Origin of the sequence: Burkholderia sp. Ap-955 (assembly GCF_011753045.1) — a bacterium.
Lineage (GTDB): Bacteria > Pseudomonadota > Gammaproteobacteria > Burkholderiales > Burkholderiaceae > Burkholderia > Burkholderia lata_D.
This window is the reverse complement of record NZ_VWWH01000117.1, coordinates 1-17,859: the sequence shown is the minus strand read 5'-3', so window position 1 is coordinate 17,859 and position 17,859 is coordinate 1. Positions and strand designations below refer to the sequence as shown.

The window sequence follows — 17,859 nt, the reverse complement described above, 5'->3', positions numbered from 1 at the left end:
CAGCGCCCGCGCCGCCGCCGCCGGCCGTCCAGACCGCGACGACCCCGTCGGCCGCCCAGGAGCCCGCGCTCAATCCGGGCAGCAGCATCGTGCTGCGCACGTTCCGGTCGGCGTCGCTGAAGCGCGACTGGTCGTACACGGTCTACCTGCCGCCCGGCTACAACCCGGAAGGCGCGCGCTACCCGGTGATGTACCTGCTGCACGGCAATGCCGGCAACGCGAACGACTGGGTCACGCAGGGCCGGCTGCAGGCCACCGCCGACACGCTGATCGAACGCCACGAGATCCCGCCGGTCGTGATCGTGATGCCGCAGGGCGGCACCGACTGGTACGTCGACCGCAAGGAGAAGATGCAGAGCGCGTTCCTCAACGACCTGCTGCCCGAGGTCGAAGCGCACTTCGCGGTGTCGAACCAGCGCGCGGGCCGCGCGATCGGCGGCGTGTCGATGGGCGGCTTCGGCGCGCTGCGCTTTTCGCTGCTCGAACCCGGGCTGTTCTGTGGCGCGATGCTGCTGAGCCCCGCGATCTACGCGAACGAGCCGCCGCTCAATTCCGCCGCGCGTTACGTCGGCGTGTTCGGCGACCGGCAGTTCGATCCGCGCGTGTGGCACGAGCTCAACTACCCGGCACTGATGCGCGGCTATTTCGCGCGCAGCTGGCGAATCCCGATGTTCATCGCGGCCGGCGACGACGACCTGACCATCCAGGCCGAATCGAGCGTGCTGTTCACGCACCTGCGCCGCGCGCAAAACCCGGCCGAGCTGCGCATCGTCGACGGCGGGCACACGTGGGACGTATGGCGCGGGCTGCTCGGGCAAGGGTTGAAGTACGCGCTCGAATGCGTGAAGTAACGGCGGGCGGGCACGGCCCCGCCCGTTTTCGTCAGGCTGGCCGTTGACCGGCAGGCCGCAGGCGGTCGATCAGTCTCATATCCTGCGCACACCACCTCGAGGCATCTGTCGCGCCTGATGGCGTGTGCAAGACTGCAGGGTCAAAGCCACGTGCCGCCCTGCCGTTCGCTCGGCTCCCCGGCCAGCGCGTCGAAATCGTGAATCCAGTCCAGGTGATGCAGCACGCTGTCGCGCTCGGCCAGACGTGCATTGCGCGCCTGCGCGGCCGGCCCGTCGGGCAGGTGCAGCACATCGGCCACGGAGATCGATGCGTACTGCACCTTGCGCGTGCGGCCGCGACGCAGCCGCTCATACGCTTCCTGCGCTTCGCGCCAGTTGCCCGGCCCGGCCTGCGTCAGTTGCGCGGCCAGCACCACCGCATCCTCGATCGACTGATTCGCGCCCTGCCCGTGGTGCGGCACCAGCGCATGCGCGGCGTCGCCGATCAGCGTCACGCGCCCGCGGCTCCAGCGGCCGAGCGGCGGCCGGTGGAACAGCCCCCAGCGCTGGCTGATCGGCACGGCGGTGATCATCTGCACCACCGCCGGATGCCAGTCCCTGAACACGCGCAGTTGCTCGCCCTCTTCCGACGGCATCACCCAGTCGCGCGACGGCCACGGTGACGGATGACGCTCGACCAGCAGGAAATTCTGGTTGCCGTCGTCGCCGATCGGATAGTGCAGCAGGTGCCCGTGCGGCCCGATCCAGTACTGCAGCGTTTCGGGATCGGGCAGCAGGCTCAGCCGCGCGGCCGGCACCACGCCGCGAAAACCCGAACACCCCGAATACAGCGCATCGTCGTAGCCGAGCATCCAGCGCCGCGTGATCGAGCGCGCGCCGTCCGCGCCGATCACGAGATCGGCGTCGACACGCACACCGTTGTCGAACGACAGCGTGACGCGATCGGGATGCTGCGCGAGATCGGTCAGCCGATGGCCGAGATGGATGGCGTCGAGGCCGACCGCCCTGGACAGCAGCGCCTGAAGATCCGCGCGATGCACGCCCCAGTACGCGCCGCCGAATTGCCGGCGATAGTCCGGGTCGCCGCGATGATGGCCGATCACCGCGCCGCTGCGGCCGTCGCGATAGACGAGCCCCGGGATGTCCGCGCACACCGCGTCGAAGGCCGCCCGCAATCCCATGCGTTCGTAGAAGCGCGTCGCATTGGCCGACAGCGCGACGGCCGCGCCGACTTCGCGCAACACCCCCGTCTGTTCGTAGAGCTGCGCGTCGATGCCGTGCTCGCGCAAGGCAAGCGCGAGCGTCAGGCCGCCGATCCCGGCGCCGACGATCGCAATCTTCAGGTTCGTCTGCATGATGAAGGTGTCTCCGATGTTCCGATGTGGGGTCTGCGGCGTGCGCAGCGGTCATGTCGATTGCATGGGCCGTATCGGCATTCTCGGGAGCGGGCTTTCATCCCGCAATAAAATGACCGGAATCTGCTTCATCACTGAATGCAATGAACCCGGCGAGGCCCGACCCATGGAACTGAGCGATATCGACCTCAACCTGCTGCTGCTTTTCCAGCGGCTGATGCAGGAACGGCGCGTGTCGAGCGTCGCCGAGCAGATGAACATGAGCCAGCCGGGCGTGAGCAATGCACTCGCGAAGCTGCGCCGCCGGCTCGGCGATCCTCTGTTCGTGCGCGGGCCCGGTGGCGTGGTGCCGACGCCGTTCGCGCTGCGCCTCGCGGAACCCGTATCGCACGCGCTCGCGACGCTGCACGCCGCGCTCAACCCCGAGACCGGTTTCGATCCGCAGCGCGCCGCGCGCACGCTGACGATCGGCATGACCGACATCGGCGAAGTCGTGTTCCTGCCCGCGCTGCTCGAACACCTGTCGCAAGCGGCGCCGGGCATCGCGCTCAATACCGTGCGCGACACGAGCGTCAACCTCGGCGACGAAATGGCCGATGGCCGCGTCGATCTCGCGATCGGCCTGCTGCCGCAGCTCAAGGGCGGCTTCTATCAGCGCCGGCTGTTCGATCAGCGCTATGTGTGCCTGTTCCGGCGCGGGCATCCGCTCGAGGACGCGCCGCTGACGGTCGACGTGTGGCGCAATGCCGAGCATCTGGTCGTGGTGTCGGCCGGCACCGGTCACGGGCAGGTGGACGAATGGCTGAACCGCCGCCGCGTGGCGCGCCAGGTGCGGCTCACGGTGCCGCATTTCATGAGCGTCGGCTACATCCTGCAGCGCACCGACCTGATCGCGACGGTGCCCGAGCATCTCGCGCAGCAGCTCGCCGCACCGTTTTCGCTGGGCTGGCGCGCGTTGCCCGTCACGGTGCCGGGCGCGCCGATTCACATGCTCTGGCATACGCGGGTCAATCAGGACGAAGCGAACAAGTGGCTGCGCGACGTGGTGGTCGATCTGTTTGCGGAGTCAGGCACGCGAGCGCGGAAGGCCATACCTGGCCGGAAGAGGTAGTCGACGTGATCGCGCAATCGAGCGTGCTTAACGCTATCGATTGAATCCGTGCGCCGCGCATTTCGACTACATTGCCGAGGTGGCGATGATCCCGGTCGTCGGCCACCTCGCCCCTCTTTCAACCCGCAGGAAATCAAGCCATGTCTGTCTCCACGAAATTCGCGGCCGTCACGGGCGCCGGCTCCGGCATCGGTCGCGCGGCGGCCGTCGCGCTCGCCCAGGCCGGTTTCACCGTCGCGCTGCTCGGACGCACCGAGGAATCATTGCGCGACACGCAAGACGCGATCCGCACCGCCGGCGGCGACGCGCACGTGTTTCCTGCGGACGTCACCGACGAAGCATCGGTCGACCACGCGTTCGCCCGGATCGCGCAGCAGTTCGGCCGGCTCGACGTGCTGTTCAACAATGCCGGCCGCAACGCGCCTCCGGTTTCCCTCGACGAATACGAATTCGACGTGTGGAACAGCGTCGTCGCGACGAACCTGACCGGTGTCTTCCTGTGTGCGCGGGCCGCGTGGCGCCTGATGAAAGCGCAAACGCCGCAGGGCGGCCGGATCATCAACAACGGCTCGATCTCGGCGCATGCGCCGCGCCCCGACACGATCGCGTACACGGCCACCAAGCATGCGGTGACCGGGATCACCAAGTCGTTGGCGCTCGACGGCCGCCGGTACAACATCGCGTGCGGCCAGATCGACATCGGCAACGCGGCGACGTCGCTCACGGAACGGATGACGCAAGGCGTCCCGCAGGCCGACGGCAGCCTCGCGCCCGAAGCGCGCATGGACGTCACGCATGTCGCGAACGCGATCGTCCAGATGGCGAACCTGCCGCTGGACACGAACATCCTGAACATGACGATCATGGCGACGGCCATGCCGTTCGTCGGCCGGGGATAAGACAGTTCGGCCGGATGATCACGCTGCGCATGCAGGTCGACGCGCGCACGGTGGATGAAGCCGACGGGCTCGCCGGTCACGAGGGCGACGAGTTCTGCGATGTGCCGTCGGGCGAACTGGAACTGCACTTTGCGCACGGCGAGCCGAGGCGGCTGCGCGCCGGTGAGCGCGCGCTCTTCTCGTCACATCGGCGGCATGCGTACGTGGCGCCATCGCCTGAAGGCGCGACGCTGCTGGTGGTGCTGACGCCGCCGGGTCAGGCACCGGCGAAGCCGCTGGCGCCGTAGCCCGGCGCCGTCCGTCAACGGGTTCGGGTTTTCTTGCCGGTGGACGGCGGCTTGACGATGACGAACTGACGACGATCCTTGCCCCTGATCCACAGCGGCGCATTGCCGCGCCCGCTCCACTCCTTCCCGCTCGCCGGATCGCGATAGCGCGCCGGCAGCGCTTTCACGATGTACGAACCCCGGCTGCCGTTGCGGCCGACCAGGTCGCGATGCTTGATCGCGTAGGTATCCATCAGCGAGTGAACCTCCGCGATCGCATCGACGCGTTCGCGCGCACGTGCGCGCTCGATTTCCTCGTCCAGTTCGGCCAGCTCGACTACGAGCTGCGCATAGGTCTTGCTCGCGCTCATCTTCTGCTTCCTGCCCCGAATCCGTATCTGCATGCGAACCGATATGATTCGCATGACTAACTGACTGTTTCACGACGCCCCGTGACGGCCACATTCACTCGATCGGCAAGCGGCTCGCGTCGGCGCATCGAAGCACGCGACACGAGAGCAACGACACGCCGCCACGCACCGGCACACAGTGCGCGCCCCGCGTCGACACGAACGTCCTCCCAGGGATCCCCGTTGCAGACATTCGGCAACACAATCACGGCCTGCGTTTCAAATATCGAGTGATATTTGAAACGCGATCGTAATGGTATCCATCTCAAATATCAACTGATATCCTTGCGGCCATGAACATGGCCTCCCGTCCCCCGCGGCTGACCCGCGAAGAAAGCCGCTTGCAGACCCGCGTCCACTTGCTCGCCGCGGCGAAGCGGCTGTTCGTCGACCGCGGGTTCGGCGCCACGTCGCTCAGGGATATCGCGGCCGAGGCCGGCTATACGCAGGGGGCGTTCTATTCGAACTTCGCAAGCAAGGAGGCGTTGTTCATCGAACTGATGCGGGAGCGTTCAAAGACGCAAGTGGCCGACATCGGCCGGGCGCTGAGCGATCCGTCCGCGTCCGGGGAGGACATATTGAATGCGCTGGAGGTCTGGTCGCGGACCGTCGATGCCGAGCCCGAGTGGTCGGTGCTGGGCGTCGAGTTCAAGCTTCAGGGGCGACGCAACCCCGCTTTTGCCGTCGCGGCGCAGGCGTTGCTGGACGCCCATCGCGATGGCCTCGCCTATTGCATCGAACAGATTTTCGCGCGGCTGAAGAAGGTGCCGCCCGAATCGCCGGCCGTCCTGGCCGTTGCGTTCATGGGGCTCTCGCAGGGCCTGTCGCTGCAGCAGTCGATCCTGTCCGAGGTGCCGATCGGGCACATGATCATGGTGTTCCTGCGCAGCCTGCTGGCCGCAGCCGCGCCGGTGCGTTGACCGGAAAGGTTGCGGACAACCTGGAAATGACCGGCTCCGCGATGGAGCCGGATCGCACATGATGCCGTTCGGTACGTTGCGGCCGTTCGACATGCGCGATGGCGCCCATATCCGGGCCGGGCCGCAGCGCCGTTCACGAACGCGGCGATGTCACCGCGGCTCGCCACCTGCGGACGTGCGGCATCACGCCCGCAGGATCTCCTCGGCGACCTGTTCGAACGGCACGCGCCCTTGCCGAAGCTCGACCGTATCGTCGCTCCCGAAGTCGATGTGGCCGCTGTTCAGCCCGTGATTAAGTTCGATGAATCCGTTGATCGCCACGCTCGAGAACGGATTCATCGCGAGTACCGCAGCCCACTCCGCTGGCTCGAGCGCCACCGGCCGCACCGGTCGATTCAGCGCGCGCGCAAAGATTGCCGCGATGTCGGCGGGTGCACACGCAACCGCCCCTTCCAGATCGATCTTCCGGATGCCGGCCCAGTCTTCACGCAGGAGGTCCACTCACGCCACGGTCCGGTCAGGAACGCTGGCTGATCGACCAGCGCGTCGGCGTGAACGACACCTCGAAACGGGACAGGAACGACTGGCCGAGCAAGCCGTCGATGCCGTCGCCGTATGGCGACTTGCCGCCCGCATCGACCGATACCGGCACGTCAGACGCTTCGACCGCACCGACCTTGACCGCGTGGGCCTGGGCCAGCAGTCCGTCACGGGCACCATTGGCTGTCTGCAGACGAATCCGCTTGGCTTGCTCGGTCGGAACCTGCGCGCGCCGGGCAAACGCTTCGCTTAGCGAAACATAGCTCGCGCCCGTGTCGACGATGAACACGCCCTCGACGCCATTGACCTTCGCCTTCACGCGAATCGTATTGCCCGATTGCCGGGCAAAACTCTCCTGTCCGGCCGCATACGTCGACGGGCAACTCGCATGCGACGCGTACTGCGCGATCATCCCCTTCGCCTGCGTGTTGTCCGCACGCTCCGGATCGGCCGACACCCACATCCGGATCGCACTGACCGAATCGCAGTAGCGGCCGGCCTTCGCATGCAGGTCGGCGATCCGGATGAACAGGTTGCTGGTGACTGTCGCCAGGTTCGTCGACAACGCCAGCGCCTGCATGTAGTCCGACAACGCCGCATCGTCGCGCTGCCAGCCTTCGTTTGCGCGCCCGCGATCGAAGTAATACTGCGGCTCCGACGCGTTGTTCGCGATCAGCCGGTCGGAAACCTCCACGGCGCCCTTGAAATCGCTCACGGCCATCAGGTCGTTCGCGGCAGCACTCAGGAAACCGTCCGCGCGCCCGCATCGATCGACGAACCCGATCAGCGCGGTCGCACTCTCGCGACGGTAGCCGAGCGTGTCGATCTGCGCGGCCATCCGGCCCATCGCGTCCCGATTGCAAGCCTCCCGGCTCAGTTGAACCAGCGCCCGTCGGATGTCGGGCTTCGTCAGGTCGGAAACGGACATGCCGGACAGCTTGTACGTGTCGACAGCAGGCTTGATGTCGTCGGGCACCGTGATGCCGACCTGGTCGCAGGCGGTCATGGCGACCAGCACCGCGAACCCTGTGCCCACCTTGACGGCGCGTCGAACCGACCGGCTCATGCGCGCCTTTGAAAACGCGTGCAGCCCATCTGCGTCACGCGGGTTCCTTGTCGCCCCGCTTTCTCTCTCGATCATTCTTTTCATTGCCCCGTTTTATTCTGGTTTTGCATCCCGCTTCACACGAGCCGATCCCTCGCGTGCGCCGGACCGGCGCCGCCGCATTGCATCAGCGGCAACCGGTCGGCCATGTTGCCATACGAACCGTCACACCCCGCCGTCAAATATCCGGATCGGGAATCCGCGCCGACTGGATCACGACCAGCGTGTCCCCCTTCTCGATCCGGCACGGCGGATCTTCATAGAACGAAAAAATCTTCCCGCATCGATCGAGCCCGACGACGATCGCGCCCGGCACGACGTTCGTCATGCAGCCGACCTCCTGCGGCATCGCCTCGCGCTCCAGCAGCGTCGCGCGGCCCCGCGTCGACAGCATGTCGTTCACGAACGGCACGATGTAGCGGCTATGCACGGCATCCGCGAGCAGCAGCGCGCCGATCTTCGTCGACGACACGATCACGTCGGCGCCCGCCTGCCGCAGTTGCCGCTGATACAGGTTCTCCTGGATCCGCACGACGATCTTCGTATCGGGCGCGATGCTGCGCACCGACAACGTGAGCAGAATCGCGGTCGGATCGTCCGTCACCGAAATGATCACGGCCTTCGCTTCACGCACTTGTGCCTGCTGCAGCAGATCCTCGTGCGCGGGATCGCCGAGCAATCCCGCCACGCCAAGCGACGTCGCGGCTTCGATCGCCTGCTGCTGCGAATCGATCACGATGAGCGTCGCCGGATCGACGCCGCTCTCGAGCAGTTCGCGCACCGCGATCGAGCCGGACAGGCCATAGCCGCAGACGACGATGTGATCGGACAATTGCTTCTGCAGGCGTTTCATGCGGAATTCCTCGATGACGCGCTGGATCACGAACTGATACGCCGTGCCCAGGAAAATGAACCAGATGACGATGCGGATCGGCACGATGAAGAACGCATCGATCAGGCGCGCCCGCGCAGTGACGGGCACGATGTCGCCATAGCCGACCGTCGCGACCGTGACCATCGTGAAGTACACGAGATCGGCCACGGTCATCGGCGTGCTCTTGGTCGAATCGCGCAACCCGTCGCGATCGAGATACAGCACGAGGAACGCGAGCGTGCACAGCAGCACGACCGCGCCGATCCGGAACAGCAGCGTGCGCCGCGGCGACGTCGCGGGACGCGTGAACAGCGTGCGCGCACGCGGCGCCTGCCACGGGTTGCGGGCACGACGCAGGCGTGAGCGCAACGAGCGGCGCTGGGCGGAGGGTGAAGCCAACGGGGAATCTCCTGAAGGATGCGGGCTCGATTCTACGATGGGTCGGTCGCGGCCGGCCGACGTCATCGCATCGATGCGTCGGCTACAGCATGCTGCGCGGCCGCACCATCGTGCCGTCGACGAAGCGCTGCGCGCGAAACGCGGACAGGTCGAGCGACGGCGCACCCGTGTCGATCCATTCGGCCAGCAGCCGCCCGACGATCGGCCCCATCGCGAAACCGTGCCCGCAGAACCCCGTCGCAATCGCGAGCCCGGACGGCGCGCCCGGCGCATCGATCACCGGAATGCCGTCGGGCAGCACGTCGATCAGGCCGGCCCAGGCCTCGACGATCTGCGCGTCCTTCAGCGCGGGAAAGATCGCCTTGAGCTTCGCGAGCGCGCGCGGCGCATGCGCGCGATTCGGCTGCGGCTGCGGATCGCGCGGCTCGATCGGCCCGGCCGCCCCGTTGATGCGGGCCAGCGCATCGCGCCACGCGGCCCCGTTCACGTGCAGCCGGAATTTGTCGCGCTGCGACCAGAACTCCGGCCAGAACAGGCTCAATCCGCGCAGGTGGCCGAGCGTCAGGTCGACGTCGACCTGCATGTCGTCGGCGAGATTGATCGCCCCGTTCTTGCGCTGCCGGATGCCGAGGCCGTGGCCCCACACCGTCGACGCCGACACCGGCGGCACCACGTTGGTGCGCATGCAGGTGCCGCGCACGGCCTGTTGCGGGAGCCGGATGCCGACGCCATCGAGCAGCCGGAAGCTGGTCGCACCGGCCGCGCAGATCACGCGCCGCGTGCGGATCGTGCCGCGCTCGGTCACGACGCCGACCACCGCACCGCCGGCCGTCTCGATCGCGGTCACGCCGCAGCCTTCGAAGAAGCGCGCCCCCGCCTCGGCGGCACGCGCGGCGAACGCGGCGGCCACGCGACGCGGCTCGGCCTGCCCGTCGGTCGCGGTGTACAGCCCGCCGAGCGTGCGTGCCTGCGGCGAAAGGCCGCTGACGCGCTCGTCGATCTGCGCGCGCGTCAGCGTGCGCGTGTCGAGCCCATGCTCGCGCGCGACGGCGAGCCACGCGTTGAACGACGCCCAGTCCGTTTCGTTGTCCGCAATATAAAGACAGCCGCCCTGCCGCCATTCGAGATCGAAACCGAGGGTTTCCTCTAACGCTTCCCAGATCTTGATGCCGGCCATCATCAGCGGCACCTCCGCCGCCTCGCGACCCTGCTGCCGCACGAAGCCCCACGCGCGGGTCGACTGCTGTCCGGCGATGCGCGACTTGTCGAGCACGACGGCCTTCAGGCCGCGCAGGCCCAGGTAATACGCGGCTGCGCAGCCCATGATGCCGGCGCCGGCGATCACGACGTCGGCTTCGGACGGGAATGGGGTGTCAGCGAGGGTCAGGGCATCATGCAGCGGATAGGTTGTCGTCATTGTTTCCTGTCAGGCGTTAATGCATCCGAATGTGGGCGGCGGTGGTAACGTCGTGACACACCTTTCACACAAACGCACCTTTCACCACGCGGAATAACGACCATTTTGCGGTAAAGTTATCTTTTCCGCGCGTGGCCGGTCGGCTCGCCCCATGGACGTCATGAAGACTGTCCGTCGAGACTGCCGCAAGGCGTCGTTCTGAACGTCACGATCCGTTCCCGTAGCATGACCACTGAAGCAATCACCACGGATTCCCTCGCGGTTGCCGAGCGCGTGCGCGAGCTGATGACCCGCAACGGCATCGGCAAGCGCCAGCAGACCACCGAGCTGTGCCGCATCCTCGACCTGAGTTTCTCGCAAGGCCACCGCAAACTGCGCGGCAGCAGCCCCTGGACGCTCGCGCAGATCAAGAAAGTCGCCGAAGCGTACGGCGAACCCGCCGCGCAGCTGTTCGGCGCGCAAACGCTCGACCCGGGCATGGTCGGCGCCTATTCGCAGGAAGCCGTCCTTTACGCGGGCGTCGCCGAGATTCCGTGCACCGCCTGGATCGGCGCGCCGCTCGAAGCCGGCGCGCGCCCCGAATTCGTCGCGTATGAACAAAACGGCCGCTGGCGCGTGCTGCGCCACACCGGCGTGCTGTACCAGAACGCGTATGACGTGCACAAGATCGAGATCTATCCGCGCCGCGCGGAAAGCGACAAGCTCGTCGTCGCGGTGATCGACCCCGATCGCGTCAGCGCGACCGAGCTGTGCCGCTATCTCGAACGCCAGGGTTTCGCGACCGCCGCATTCGACGGTCTCGCGCCGTTCGTCGATGCGCTGCAGGGCCAGGCGTTCGACGCGGTCCTGACCGAGTGGCTGTTCGACGACAGCACGGCCGCCACTGCGATCAAGGCGGTGCGCACGTCGGACAACCCGGGCGCACCGATCTTCGTGCTGACCGGCGACCTGCTCACCGGCCGCGCGAGCGAAGCCGACATCAGCGAAGTGATCCGCGCGTTCGACGTCGTCTGCTACGAAAAGCCCGCGCGCATGGCGATCCTCAGCGCCGATCTCGCGAAACGGCTCGCCCGCGGGTAACGTCCCCGGGGCCGTTCTTCCTCCGGATGGCCGACGGCCGCGCGATACGGCGGTCGTGAACAGGTGCATAGCTCAGTACAATAGCCGCACCCGTTCACGCCCACGCCGGCATCCGCCGCCCGACGCCATGGCCCGCCTCATCCCCGACGACTGGAAAAGCCTCGCCGCGACCGGCGCGGCCGAACGCGAGCGCGAAACGCTCGCCGCGCTCGAACACGCGCTGCCCGACAGCTACACCGTGTATCACGGCGTGCACTGGACCCGCGCCGACCAGGCGTTCTCGGTATTCGGCGAGGCCGCGTTCGTCGTCGTGAGCCCGGCCGGCCGCGTGCTGCTGATCGAGCAGAAGGCCGGCTTCCTGCGCGAAACGCCGAAGGGGCTCGTGAAGGTCTATCTGCAGAAGGAACGCAATGTCCCGATCCAGCTCGCGCGCACGCAGGAAACGCTGCATCGGCGCCTGACGGCCGCGCTCGGCGCGGGCGTCTACGGCGTCGAGGCGCTGCTGTACTGCCCCGACTACTCGATCCGCGACGCGTCGATCGCCGGCGTCGCGGCCGACCGCATCGTCGATGCATCGCGCAAGGCGCAGCTCGCGCAGGTGATCCTGCAGATCCTGCCTGAAGACGACGCGCACTTCCCGAACGCGCCGAAGCTCCACCATTTCCTCGCGGACGAGCTCGCGCTCACGCCCGACACGAGCGCGCTCGTCGGGCAGGCCGGCACGCTCGTCACGCGGCTGTCAGGCGGCCTCGCCGCGTGGGCGCGCCAGCTCGAATTCGTGCCGTTCCGGCTGCGCGTCACCGGCACGGCCGGCTCGGGCAAGACGCAGCTCGCCGTGCAGGCGATGCGCGATGCGGTCGCCGCCGGCAAGCGCGTGCTCTACGTGTGCTTCAACCGGCCGCTCGCCGATTACATCGCGCGCATCGCGCCGCCCGGCGCGAAGATTGCGAACTACCACCAGCTGTGCGACTGGGTCGCGCGCGACGGCGGCTACACGCCCGACTTCCAGGTGCCCGGCGAATTCGAGCGGCTCGAGGCGCGCTTCGCGGAAACGCCGATTCCCGAACGCTGGCGCTTCGACGTGCTGGTCGTCGACGAAGGGCAGGATTTCCATGCGCCGTGGGCGGCCGCCCTGGAACGCCTGCTGGCGCCGGATGGCGCATGGTGGTGGCTGGAAGATCCGCTGCAGAACCTGTACATGCGCGAGCCCGTCGCGCTGCCGGGCTGGGTCACGCTGAAGGCGCTCACGAACTACCGCAGCCCGCGCGACCTGCTCGAATTCGTGCGCGACATCGTCGGCCGGGTCGAGCCGCTGGCGGCCGAGCTGCGCTCGGGCAGCCCGTTCGACGGTTCGGATCCGTCGGTGTCGTCGTACGGGGAAGAAGGCGCGTCGGGAGACGCGCTGGCCGACGCCTGCATCGACGCGACCAAGCGGGCCATCACGCATGCGCTGTCGCTCGGCTTCCGCAAGCAGGACATCGCGGTGCTGTCGTATCGCGGCCGCGAGGGCTCGGTGCTCGCGCCGCTCGACCAGCTCGGCCCGCACCGGCTCAAGAGCTTCACCGGCAAGTACGACCTGTTCGGCAACCCGGAGTATCGCGAAGGCGACGTGCTGCTCGATTCGATCTACCGCTTCAAGGGCCAGTCGGCGCCGTGCGTGATCCTCACCGAGGTCGACTTCGACACGCTCGACGCGCGTGCCGCGCGCAAGCTGTTCGTCGGCGCGACGCGCGCGACGATGAAGCTGCTGATCGTCGCGTCGTCGCGCGCGGCCGCGCAACTCGCGGCCGTCTGATGTAACGGGCGGACGGCAGGCGGGCAAGCGCCCGCCCCGTCGCCGCCCTCGGCCGATCAGGCGACGCGGAACGCGCCGACCGCGCGGCGCAGCCCGTCGGCCTGCTCTTCCAGCGATGCGGCGGCCGCCGCGGCCTGCTCGACGAGCGCCGCGTTCTGCTGCGACACCTGATCCATCTGCGACACCGCGCGGTTCACCTGCTCGATCCCGTCGCGCTGCTCGTTCGACGCGGCCGCGATCTCGGTCATGATGCCCGTCACGCGGCCGATCGCCTGCTGGATGTCCTGCATCGTCGCGCCCGCCGTGCCGACGAGCCGCGAGCCGGTCGCGACGCGTTCCACCGATTCGCCGATCAGCGTGCGGATTTCCTTCGCCGCCGACGCCGAGCGTTGCGCGAGCGTGCGCACCTCGCCCGCGACCACCGCGAAGCCGCGGCCCTGCTCGCCCGCGCGCGCGGCTTCGACTGCCGCATTCAGCGCGAGGATGTTGGTCTGGAACGCGATGCCCTCGATCGTGCCGATGATGTCGGCGACCTTCTGCGAGCTCTGGTCGATCTCGTTCATCGTGCCGATCACTTCGCCAACCACCGTCGCGCCGCGCGTGGCGATCTCGCTCGCGGTATCCGCGCAGGCCTGCGCTTCCATCGCATTGTCCGCGTTCTGCTTCACGGTCGCGGTGAGCTGTTCCATGCTCGCGGCCGTCTCCTGCAGCGCGGACGCCTGTTCCTCGGTGCGCTGCGACAGGTCGGTATTGCCGGCCGCGATCTGGTGCGTCGCCGTCGAGATCGCTTCGGAACCCTGGCTGACCTGGCGGACCGTATCCGCGAGGCTGCGTTGCATGCCGGTCACGCCCTTGACCAGCTCGGCCATCTCGTCACGCGACGACCAGTGCACTTCCGACGTCAGATCGCCGTCCGACAGGCGGCGGAAATGCGACAGCAGCCGGTTCACCGGCTGGGTGATCGCGTAATGCAGGCCGATCGCGCAGCCGAGGCACGCGGCCAGGCCGAACGCGATACCGGCGATCGCGCCGGCGCGCATCCAGCCGTAATAGGTCTGCGCGGTGTCGTAGACATCCTTGCCGCGTGCGACCTGGTAAGCGTCGAGCGCATCGGTCGCCTGCGTGAGCGCGACCGACAGCGGCGGCGCAACCGACATCAGCAGCCGGTCGGCCTCGTCGCGACGGCCGTCGCGGACCGCGTCGATCATCGGCTTCAGCGCCTGCCCGATCAGCGCCTGGCGCGCGGCGTCGAGGCGGCTCGCGAGCGGGCCTTCGTCGCCGTCGTGCGGCATCGACGCGTAGCCGCGCCAGGCGGCGTCGGCCTTCCCGAGATAGCTCTCGGCCTTCTTGACGAGATCGGGCACTTCCGGCGCTTCCGGATGCAGCATCGCGCGGTCGAGCGTCGTGCGCACGATCGTCAGGTTCAGGCTGGCCGCCGACAGCGCGGTCTTCGCAGCCAGTTGCTGCGTATAAGCCTCGTCGAGTGCGCGGTTCGAGCTCTGCATGCCGGCGAGGCCGATCAGCCCCGACACGATGAGCAGCACGGCGACGAGGCCGAGCGTGGAGAAGATCCGCGTACGGATCGAGAAACGGGAAAACAGGGCGTTCAGGTTCATGACGGGACGTGAGCGGTGAAAAGTGCCGCGGCAATCGGTCCGCAGCACTCTGGATTACGGTTTGCCTGCAAAAAACTTGAGTCCGTCCCCGCTTTCCCCTGATCCCGGTCAATTTTCCGGGCCGGCAAATCTCCTGTTACGGTTGCAACACATCGAGGCTGAGCAGAAATTGACCCGTCAACTATCCATGGCTATATTCGACACAATTCCCTGCCATGGCAGATATATCGATGACAACCAACACCCTCCTCACTCCGCCGGCCGCCGAAACGGCTCGCCGCGACGCGCCGACCGGGCTGATCGTCGCCGCGCTGCTGCTCGTCATGCTGCTGTCCGCACTCGACCAGACGATCGTGTCGACCGCGCTGCCGACGATCGTCGGTGAGCTCGGCGGGTTCGACCAGTTGTCGTGGGTCGTCACCGCGTACCTGCTCTCCTCCACCGTCGTGCTGCCGCTATACGGCAAGCTCGGCGACCTGTACGGCCGCAAGATCGTGCTGCAGGCCGCGATCGTGCTGTTCCTGGCCGGCTCCGCGCTGTGCGGCGTCGCGCAGGACATGACGCAGCTGATCGTGCTGCGTGCGCTGCAGGGGCTGGGTGGCGGCGGCCTGATGGTCGTCACGATGGCCGCGATCGGCGATCTGGTACCGCCCGATCGCCGTGCGCGCTACCAGGGGATGTTCGGTGGCGTGTACGGCCTCGCGACGATCATCGGCCCGCTGCTCGGCGGCTTCCTGGTCGAGCACCTGTCGTGGCGCTGGATCTTCACGATCAACCTGCCGCTCGGCTTTCTCGCGCTTGCGGTGATCGGCGTCGCGTTCCGGCCACACACCGCGCATGTGAAGCACCGGATCGACTACATGGGCGCCGCGTTCCTCGCCACCGCCCTCACCTGCGTGATCCTGTTCACGAGCGAAGGCGGCTCGCTGCTGCCGTGGACGTCGCCGCAGCTGTGGATGACGCTCGTGCTCGGCGTCGTCGCGATCGGCGGCTTCATTTACGAGGAACGGCTCGCGGCCGAGCCGATCATGCCGCTCGAGCTGTTCCGTCATCGCACCTTCGTGCTGGTCAGCCTGATCGGCTTCGTCGTCGGGATCGCGCTGTTCGGCTCGGTCACGTTCATCCCGCTCTACCTGCAGGTCGTGAAGGGCTCGACGCCGTCGCAGGCCGGGATGCAGTTGCTGCCGATGATGGGCGGGATGCTCGTGACGTCGATCGTCAGCGGCCGGCTGATCTCGCGGCTCGGCTCGTACCGGATGTTCCCGATCCTGGGCACGCTGACCGGCGGCATCGCGATGGCGCTGCTGTCGACGCTGACGCTCGATACGCCGCTGCACACGATGTACGCGTACATGGCGCTGCTCGGGATCGGCCTCGGCATGGTGATGCCCGTGCTCACGCTCGCCGTGCAGAACACGGTCGAATTCCGGCACATGGGCGTCGCGACGTCGGGCGCGACGCTGTTCCGCTCGATCGGCGGCTCGCTCGGTGTCGCGGCGTTCGGCGCGCTCTTCTCGCACGGGCTGCAGTCGCGGGTGATGGCTGCGCTGCCGGCCGGCACGGAGCTGCCGCCCGCGCTCGGGCCGGCCGCCGTCCACCGGTTGCCGGATGCCGTGCGCGATGCGTACCTGCATGCGTTCGCCGGTTCGCTGCACGTCGTGTATCTGGCGGCGGCGACGGTCATCGCGATCGCATTCGTGCTCGCGTGGTTCGTCGAGGATGCGCCGCTGCGCAAGCACAACTGAGCGTCGCGCGGATCGCGACGCGAGCGTCGAGCCGCATCGCGATCCCCATCCTTCGCCATCAAGGCACCAGCACGACCCCACCCGTCGTCGCACGCGACTCCAGCAACCGGTGCGCCTCGGCCGCCTGTTCGAGCGGCACCCGCGCGCCGATCTCCACGTGCATCCCGCCCGCCAGCCGCTCGAGCGTCGCGCGCGCAGCCTCCCGATATCCGTCGACGTCACGCGCGATGAAGCCGAGCACGCTCGGCCGCGCCAGCGCGATCGACCGCGCCGGCCCCAGTTCGTCGAGATCGAACGTCTGGCGCGCACCGATCGCGGCCACCTGCCCGATACTCGCGACCATCCCGAACGGACGGACCGCGCCGAGCGTGCGCGTCAGCACGTCGCCGCCGATCCCGTCGATCGCATAATCGACCCCCGCGCCGCCGCCGAACGCGCGTGCCGCCGCGACAAAATCCTCCTCTCGGTAATCGACGACCGCCTCGGCGCCATGCTTGCGCGCGAGCGCGGCCTTCGCGGCCGACCCGACCGTGCCGATCACCCGCGCGCCGAGCGCCCGCGCCCATTGCGTCGCCAGCAGCCCGACGCCGCCGGCCGCCGCATGCACGAGAACCGTGTCGCCCGCGCCGACCTGCCGCACGCGATTCAGCAGCATATAAACGGTGATCCCTTTCAGCAGCCCGGCCGCGGCGGCTTCGTCGCTCAACCCGTCGGGGATCGGCAGCACGCGCCCGGCCGGCATCGTGCGCAGGCTCGCATAGCTGCCGGTCGGCATGCCCGCATACGCGACACGCTGGCCGGGGACGAGATCCGTCACGCCCGGGCCGACCGCATCGATCACGCCGGCCGCTTCGACACCGAGCGCATCCGGCAGCGCCGGCAACGCGTGCGCGCCCGTCCTGAAATAGATGTCGACGAAATTCACGCCGATCGCGGTCTGGCGAATCCGCACTTCGCCGGCGCCGGGCGGCGCGACGGGCGCATCGACGCGGCGCAGTACGCCGGTGTCGCCGTAACGGTCGATCCCGATCCGGATGGCGGTGGCAGGCTGGGTCATGACGTTCCTCGTAATCGAATGAAGTGACACGATCATCCCATCGCGCATAATCGAACGGAATTCCCGTCAATCGCCCATCTACTGTGCAAAATTCGACCGATCAGGATCCCGTTCCCGCGTCCGCGCTGCCGATGAGCTGGGACGACATCCGTTATTTCCTCGCGGTGATGCGCGGCGGCAGCCTGTCGGCCGCCGCGCGGGCGCTGCAGGTTCAGCATTCGACGGTCGCGCGGCGCATCGACGCGCTGGAGTCCGCGCTCGGCATCCGGCTGTTCGACCGCCTGCCGCGCGGCTGGCCGCCGACCGACGAAGGGCTGCACCTGGCCGAGCACGCGGCACGCATCGAAACCGACGCGCACGCGTTCGCGCGCGCCGCCCAGGGTGCGGCGGCGCTCGACGGCGTGGTGCGCGTATCGGCG

Annotated in this window: 17 protein-coding genes; 9 read left to right on the top strand and 8 right to left on the bottom strand. The window is 67.9% G+C overall.

Annotated features, from left to right (window positions below; translation table 11 throughout):
• Positions 1-851 (top strand): alpha/beta hydrolase-fold protein (locus tag F3J15_RS33665; RefSeq protein ID WP_240161541.1); only part of this gene is annotated, 851 nt, incomplete at its 5' end.
• 140 nt (positions 852-991) lie between these two features.
• Here the strand turns inward: F3J15_RS33665 and F3J15_RS33660 are convergent.
• The gene (locus F3J15_RS33660; RefSeq protein ID WP_166896627.1) at positions 992-2,206 is read right to left on the bottom strand and encodes an FAD-dependent monooxygenase; all 1,215 of its coding nucleotides are present in this window, start codon (positions 2,204-2,206) and stop codon (positions 992-994) included.
• A 166-nt stretch (positions 2,207-2,372) separates the two neighbouring features.
• Here F3J15_RS33660 and F3J15_RS33655 point away from each other — a divergent pair, with 166 nt between their 5' ends.
• The 3 genes from F3J15_RS33655 to F3J15_RS33645 all read left to right on the top strand — a co-directional run bounded on the left by F3J15_RS33655 (position 2,373) and on the right by F3J15_RS33645 (position 4,503).
• Entirely contained in the window at positions 2,373-3,317 is a 945-nt protein-coding gene (locus F3J15_RS33655) for a LysR family transcriptional regulator (RefSeq protein WP_166896624.1), read from the top strand.
• Positions 3,318-3,457: 140 nt separating this feature from the next.
• On the top strand, positions 3,458-4,216 hold the full coding sequence (locus tag F3J15_RS33650; protein WP_166896622.1) for an SDR family oxidoreductase: 759 nt from the start codon (positions 3,458-3,460) through the stop codon (positions 4,214-4,216).
• A 14-nt stretch (positions 4,217-4,230) separates the two neighbouring features.
• The gene (locus tag F3J15_RS33645) at positions 4,231-4,503 is read left to right on the top strand and encodes a cupin domain-containing protein (protein ID WP_166896620.1); all 273 of its coding nucleotides are present in this window, start codon (positions 4,231-4,233) and stop codon (positions 4,501-4,503) included.
• 14 nt (positions 4,504-4,517) lie between these two features.
• Here F3J15_RS33645 and F3J15_RS33640 read toward each other — a convergent pair whose 3' ends face one another.
• Entirely contained in the window at positions 4,518-4,853 is a 336-nt protein-coding gene (locus F3J15_RS33640) for an H-NS histone family protein (RefSeq protein ID WP_240159214.1), read from the bottom strand.
• Between the two features lie 332 nt (positions 4,854-5,185).
• Here F3J15_RS33640 and F3J15_RS33635 point away from each other — a divergent pair, with 332 nt between their 5' ends.
• Complete coding sequence (locus F3J15_RS33635) at positions 5,186-5,812, top strand: TetR/AcrR family transcriptional regulator (protein ID WP_166896616.1); 627 nt, start codon at positions 5,186-5,188, stop codon at positions 5,810-5,812.
• Between the two features lie 183 nt (positions 5,813-5,995).
• Here F3J15_RS33635 and F3J15_RS33630 read toward each other — a convergent pair whose 3' ends face one another.
• From F3J15_RS33630 to F3J15_RS33615, 4 genes are all read right to left on the bottom strand, one after another.
• Positions 5,996-6,313, bottom strand: a complete 318-nt coding sequence (locus F3J15_RS33630; RefSeq protein WP_166896614.1) for a hypothetical protein — start codon at positions 6,311-6,313, stop codon at positions 5,996-5,998.
• A 16-nt stretch (positions 6,314-6,329) separates the two neighbouring features.
• Positions 6,330-7,358: a retropepsin-like aspartic protease gene (locus F3J15_RS33625; RefSeq protein WP_166896612.1), complete on the bottom strand. Its 1,029-nt coding sequence runs from the start codon at positions 7,356-7,358 to the stop codon at positions 6,330-6,332.
• Positions 7,359-7,635: 277 nt separating this feature from the next.
• A complete protein-coding gene (locus F3J15_RS33620; RefSeq protein ID WP_166896610.1) occupies positions 7,636-8,730 on the bottom strand; it encodes a potassium channel protein in 1,095 nt (364 codons plus the stop codon).
• 82 nt (positions 8,731-8,812) lie between these two features.
• Positions 8,813-10,147: an FAD-binding oxidoreductase gene (locus F3J15_RS33615; RefSeq protein ID WP_166896608.1), complete on the bottom strand. Its 1,335-nt coding sequence runs from the start codon at positions 10,145-10,147 to the stop codon at positions 8,813-8,815.
• A gap of 225 nt (positions 10,148-10,372) precedes the next feature.
• On the opposite strand from F3J15_RS33615, the gene F3J15_RS33610 reads away from it, so the two are divergent.
• On the top strand, positions 10,373-11,227 hold the full coding sequence (locus F3J15_RS33610) for a helix-turn-helix domain-containing protein (RefSeq protein WP_006485970.1): 855 nt from the start codon (positions 10,373-10,375) through the stop codon (positions 11,225-11,227).
• A 127-nt stretch (positions 11,228-11,354) separates the two neighbouring features.
• Positions 11,355-13,022: an ATP-dependent helicase gene (locus F3J15_RS33605; RefSeq protein ID WP_166896607.1), complete on the top strand. Its 1,668-nt coding sequence runs from the start codon at positions 11,355-11,357 to the stop codon at positions 13,020-13,022.
• 56 nt (positions 13,023-13,078) lie between these two features.
• Here the strand turns inward: F3J15_RS33605 and F3J15_RS33600 are convergent, their stop codons facing one another.
• Positions 13,079-14,638 (bottom strand): methyl-accepting chemotaxis protein, encoded by a 1,560-nt coding sequence (locus F3J15_RS33600; protein WP_089447918.1) that lies wholly within the window; start codon positions 14,636-14,638, stop codon positions 13,079-13,081.
• A 230-nt stretch (positions 14,639-14,868) separates the two neighbouring features.
• On the opposite strand from F3J15_RS33600, the gene F3J15_RS33595 reads away from it, so the two are divergent.
• On the top strand, positions 14,869-16,383 hold the full coding sequence (locus F3J15_RS33595; RefSeq protein WP_166896605.1) for an MDR family MFS transporter: 1,515 nt from the start codon (positions 14,869-14,871) through the stop codon (positions 16,381-16,383).
• Between the two features lie 58 nt (positions 16,384-16,441).
• On the opposite strand, the gene F3J15_RS33590 is transcribed toward F3J15_RS33595, so the two are convergent.
• Positions 16,442-17,440, bottom strand: a complete 999-nt coding sequence (locus tag F3J15_RS33590) for a quinone oxidoreductase (RefSeq protein ID WP_166896602.1) — start codon at positions 17,438-17,440, stop codon at positions 16,442-16,444.
• Positions 17,441-17,571: 131 nt separating this feature from the next.
• Here F3J15_RS33590 and F3J15_RS33585 point away from each other — a divergent pair.
• A partial coding sequence (locus tag F3J15_RS33585) for a LysR family transcriptional regulator (RefSeq protein ID WP_166896629.1) occupies positions 17,572-17,859 on the top strand: 288 nt, incomplete at its 3' end.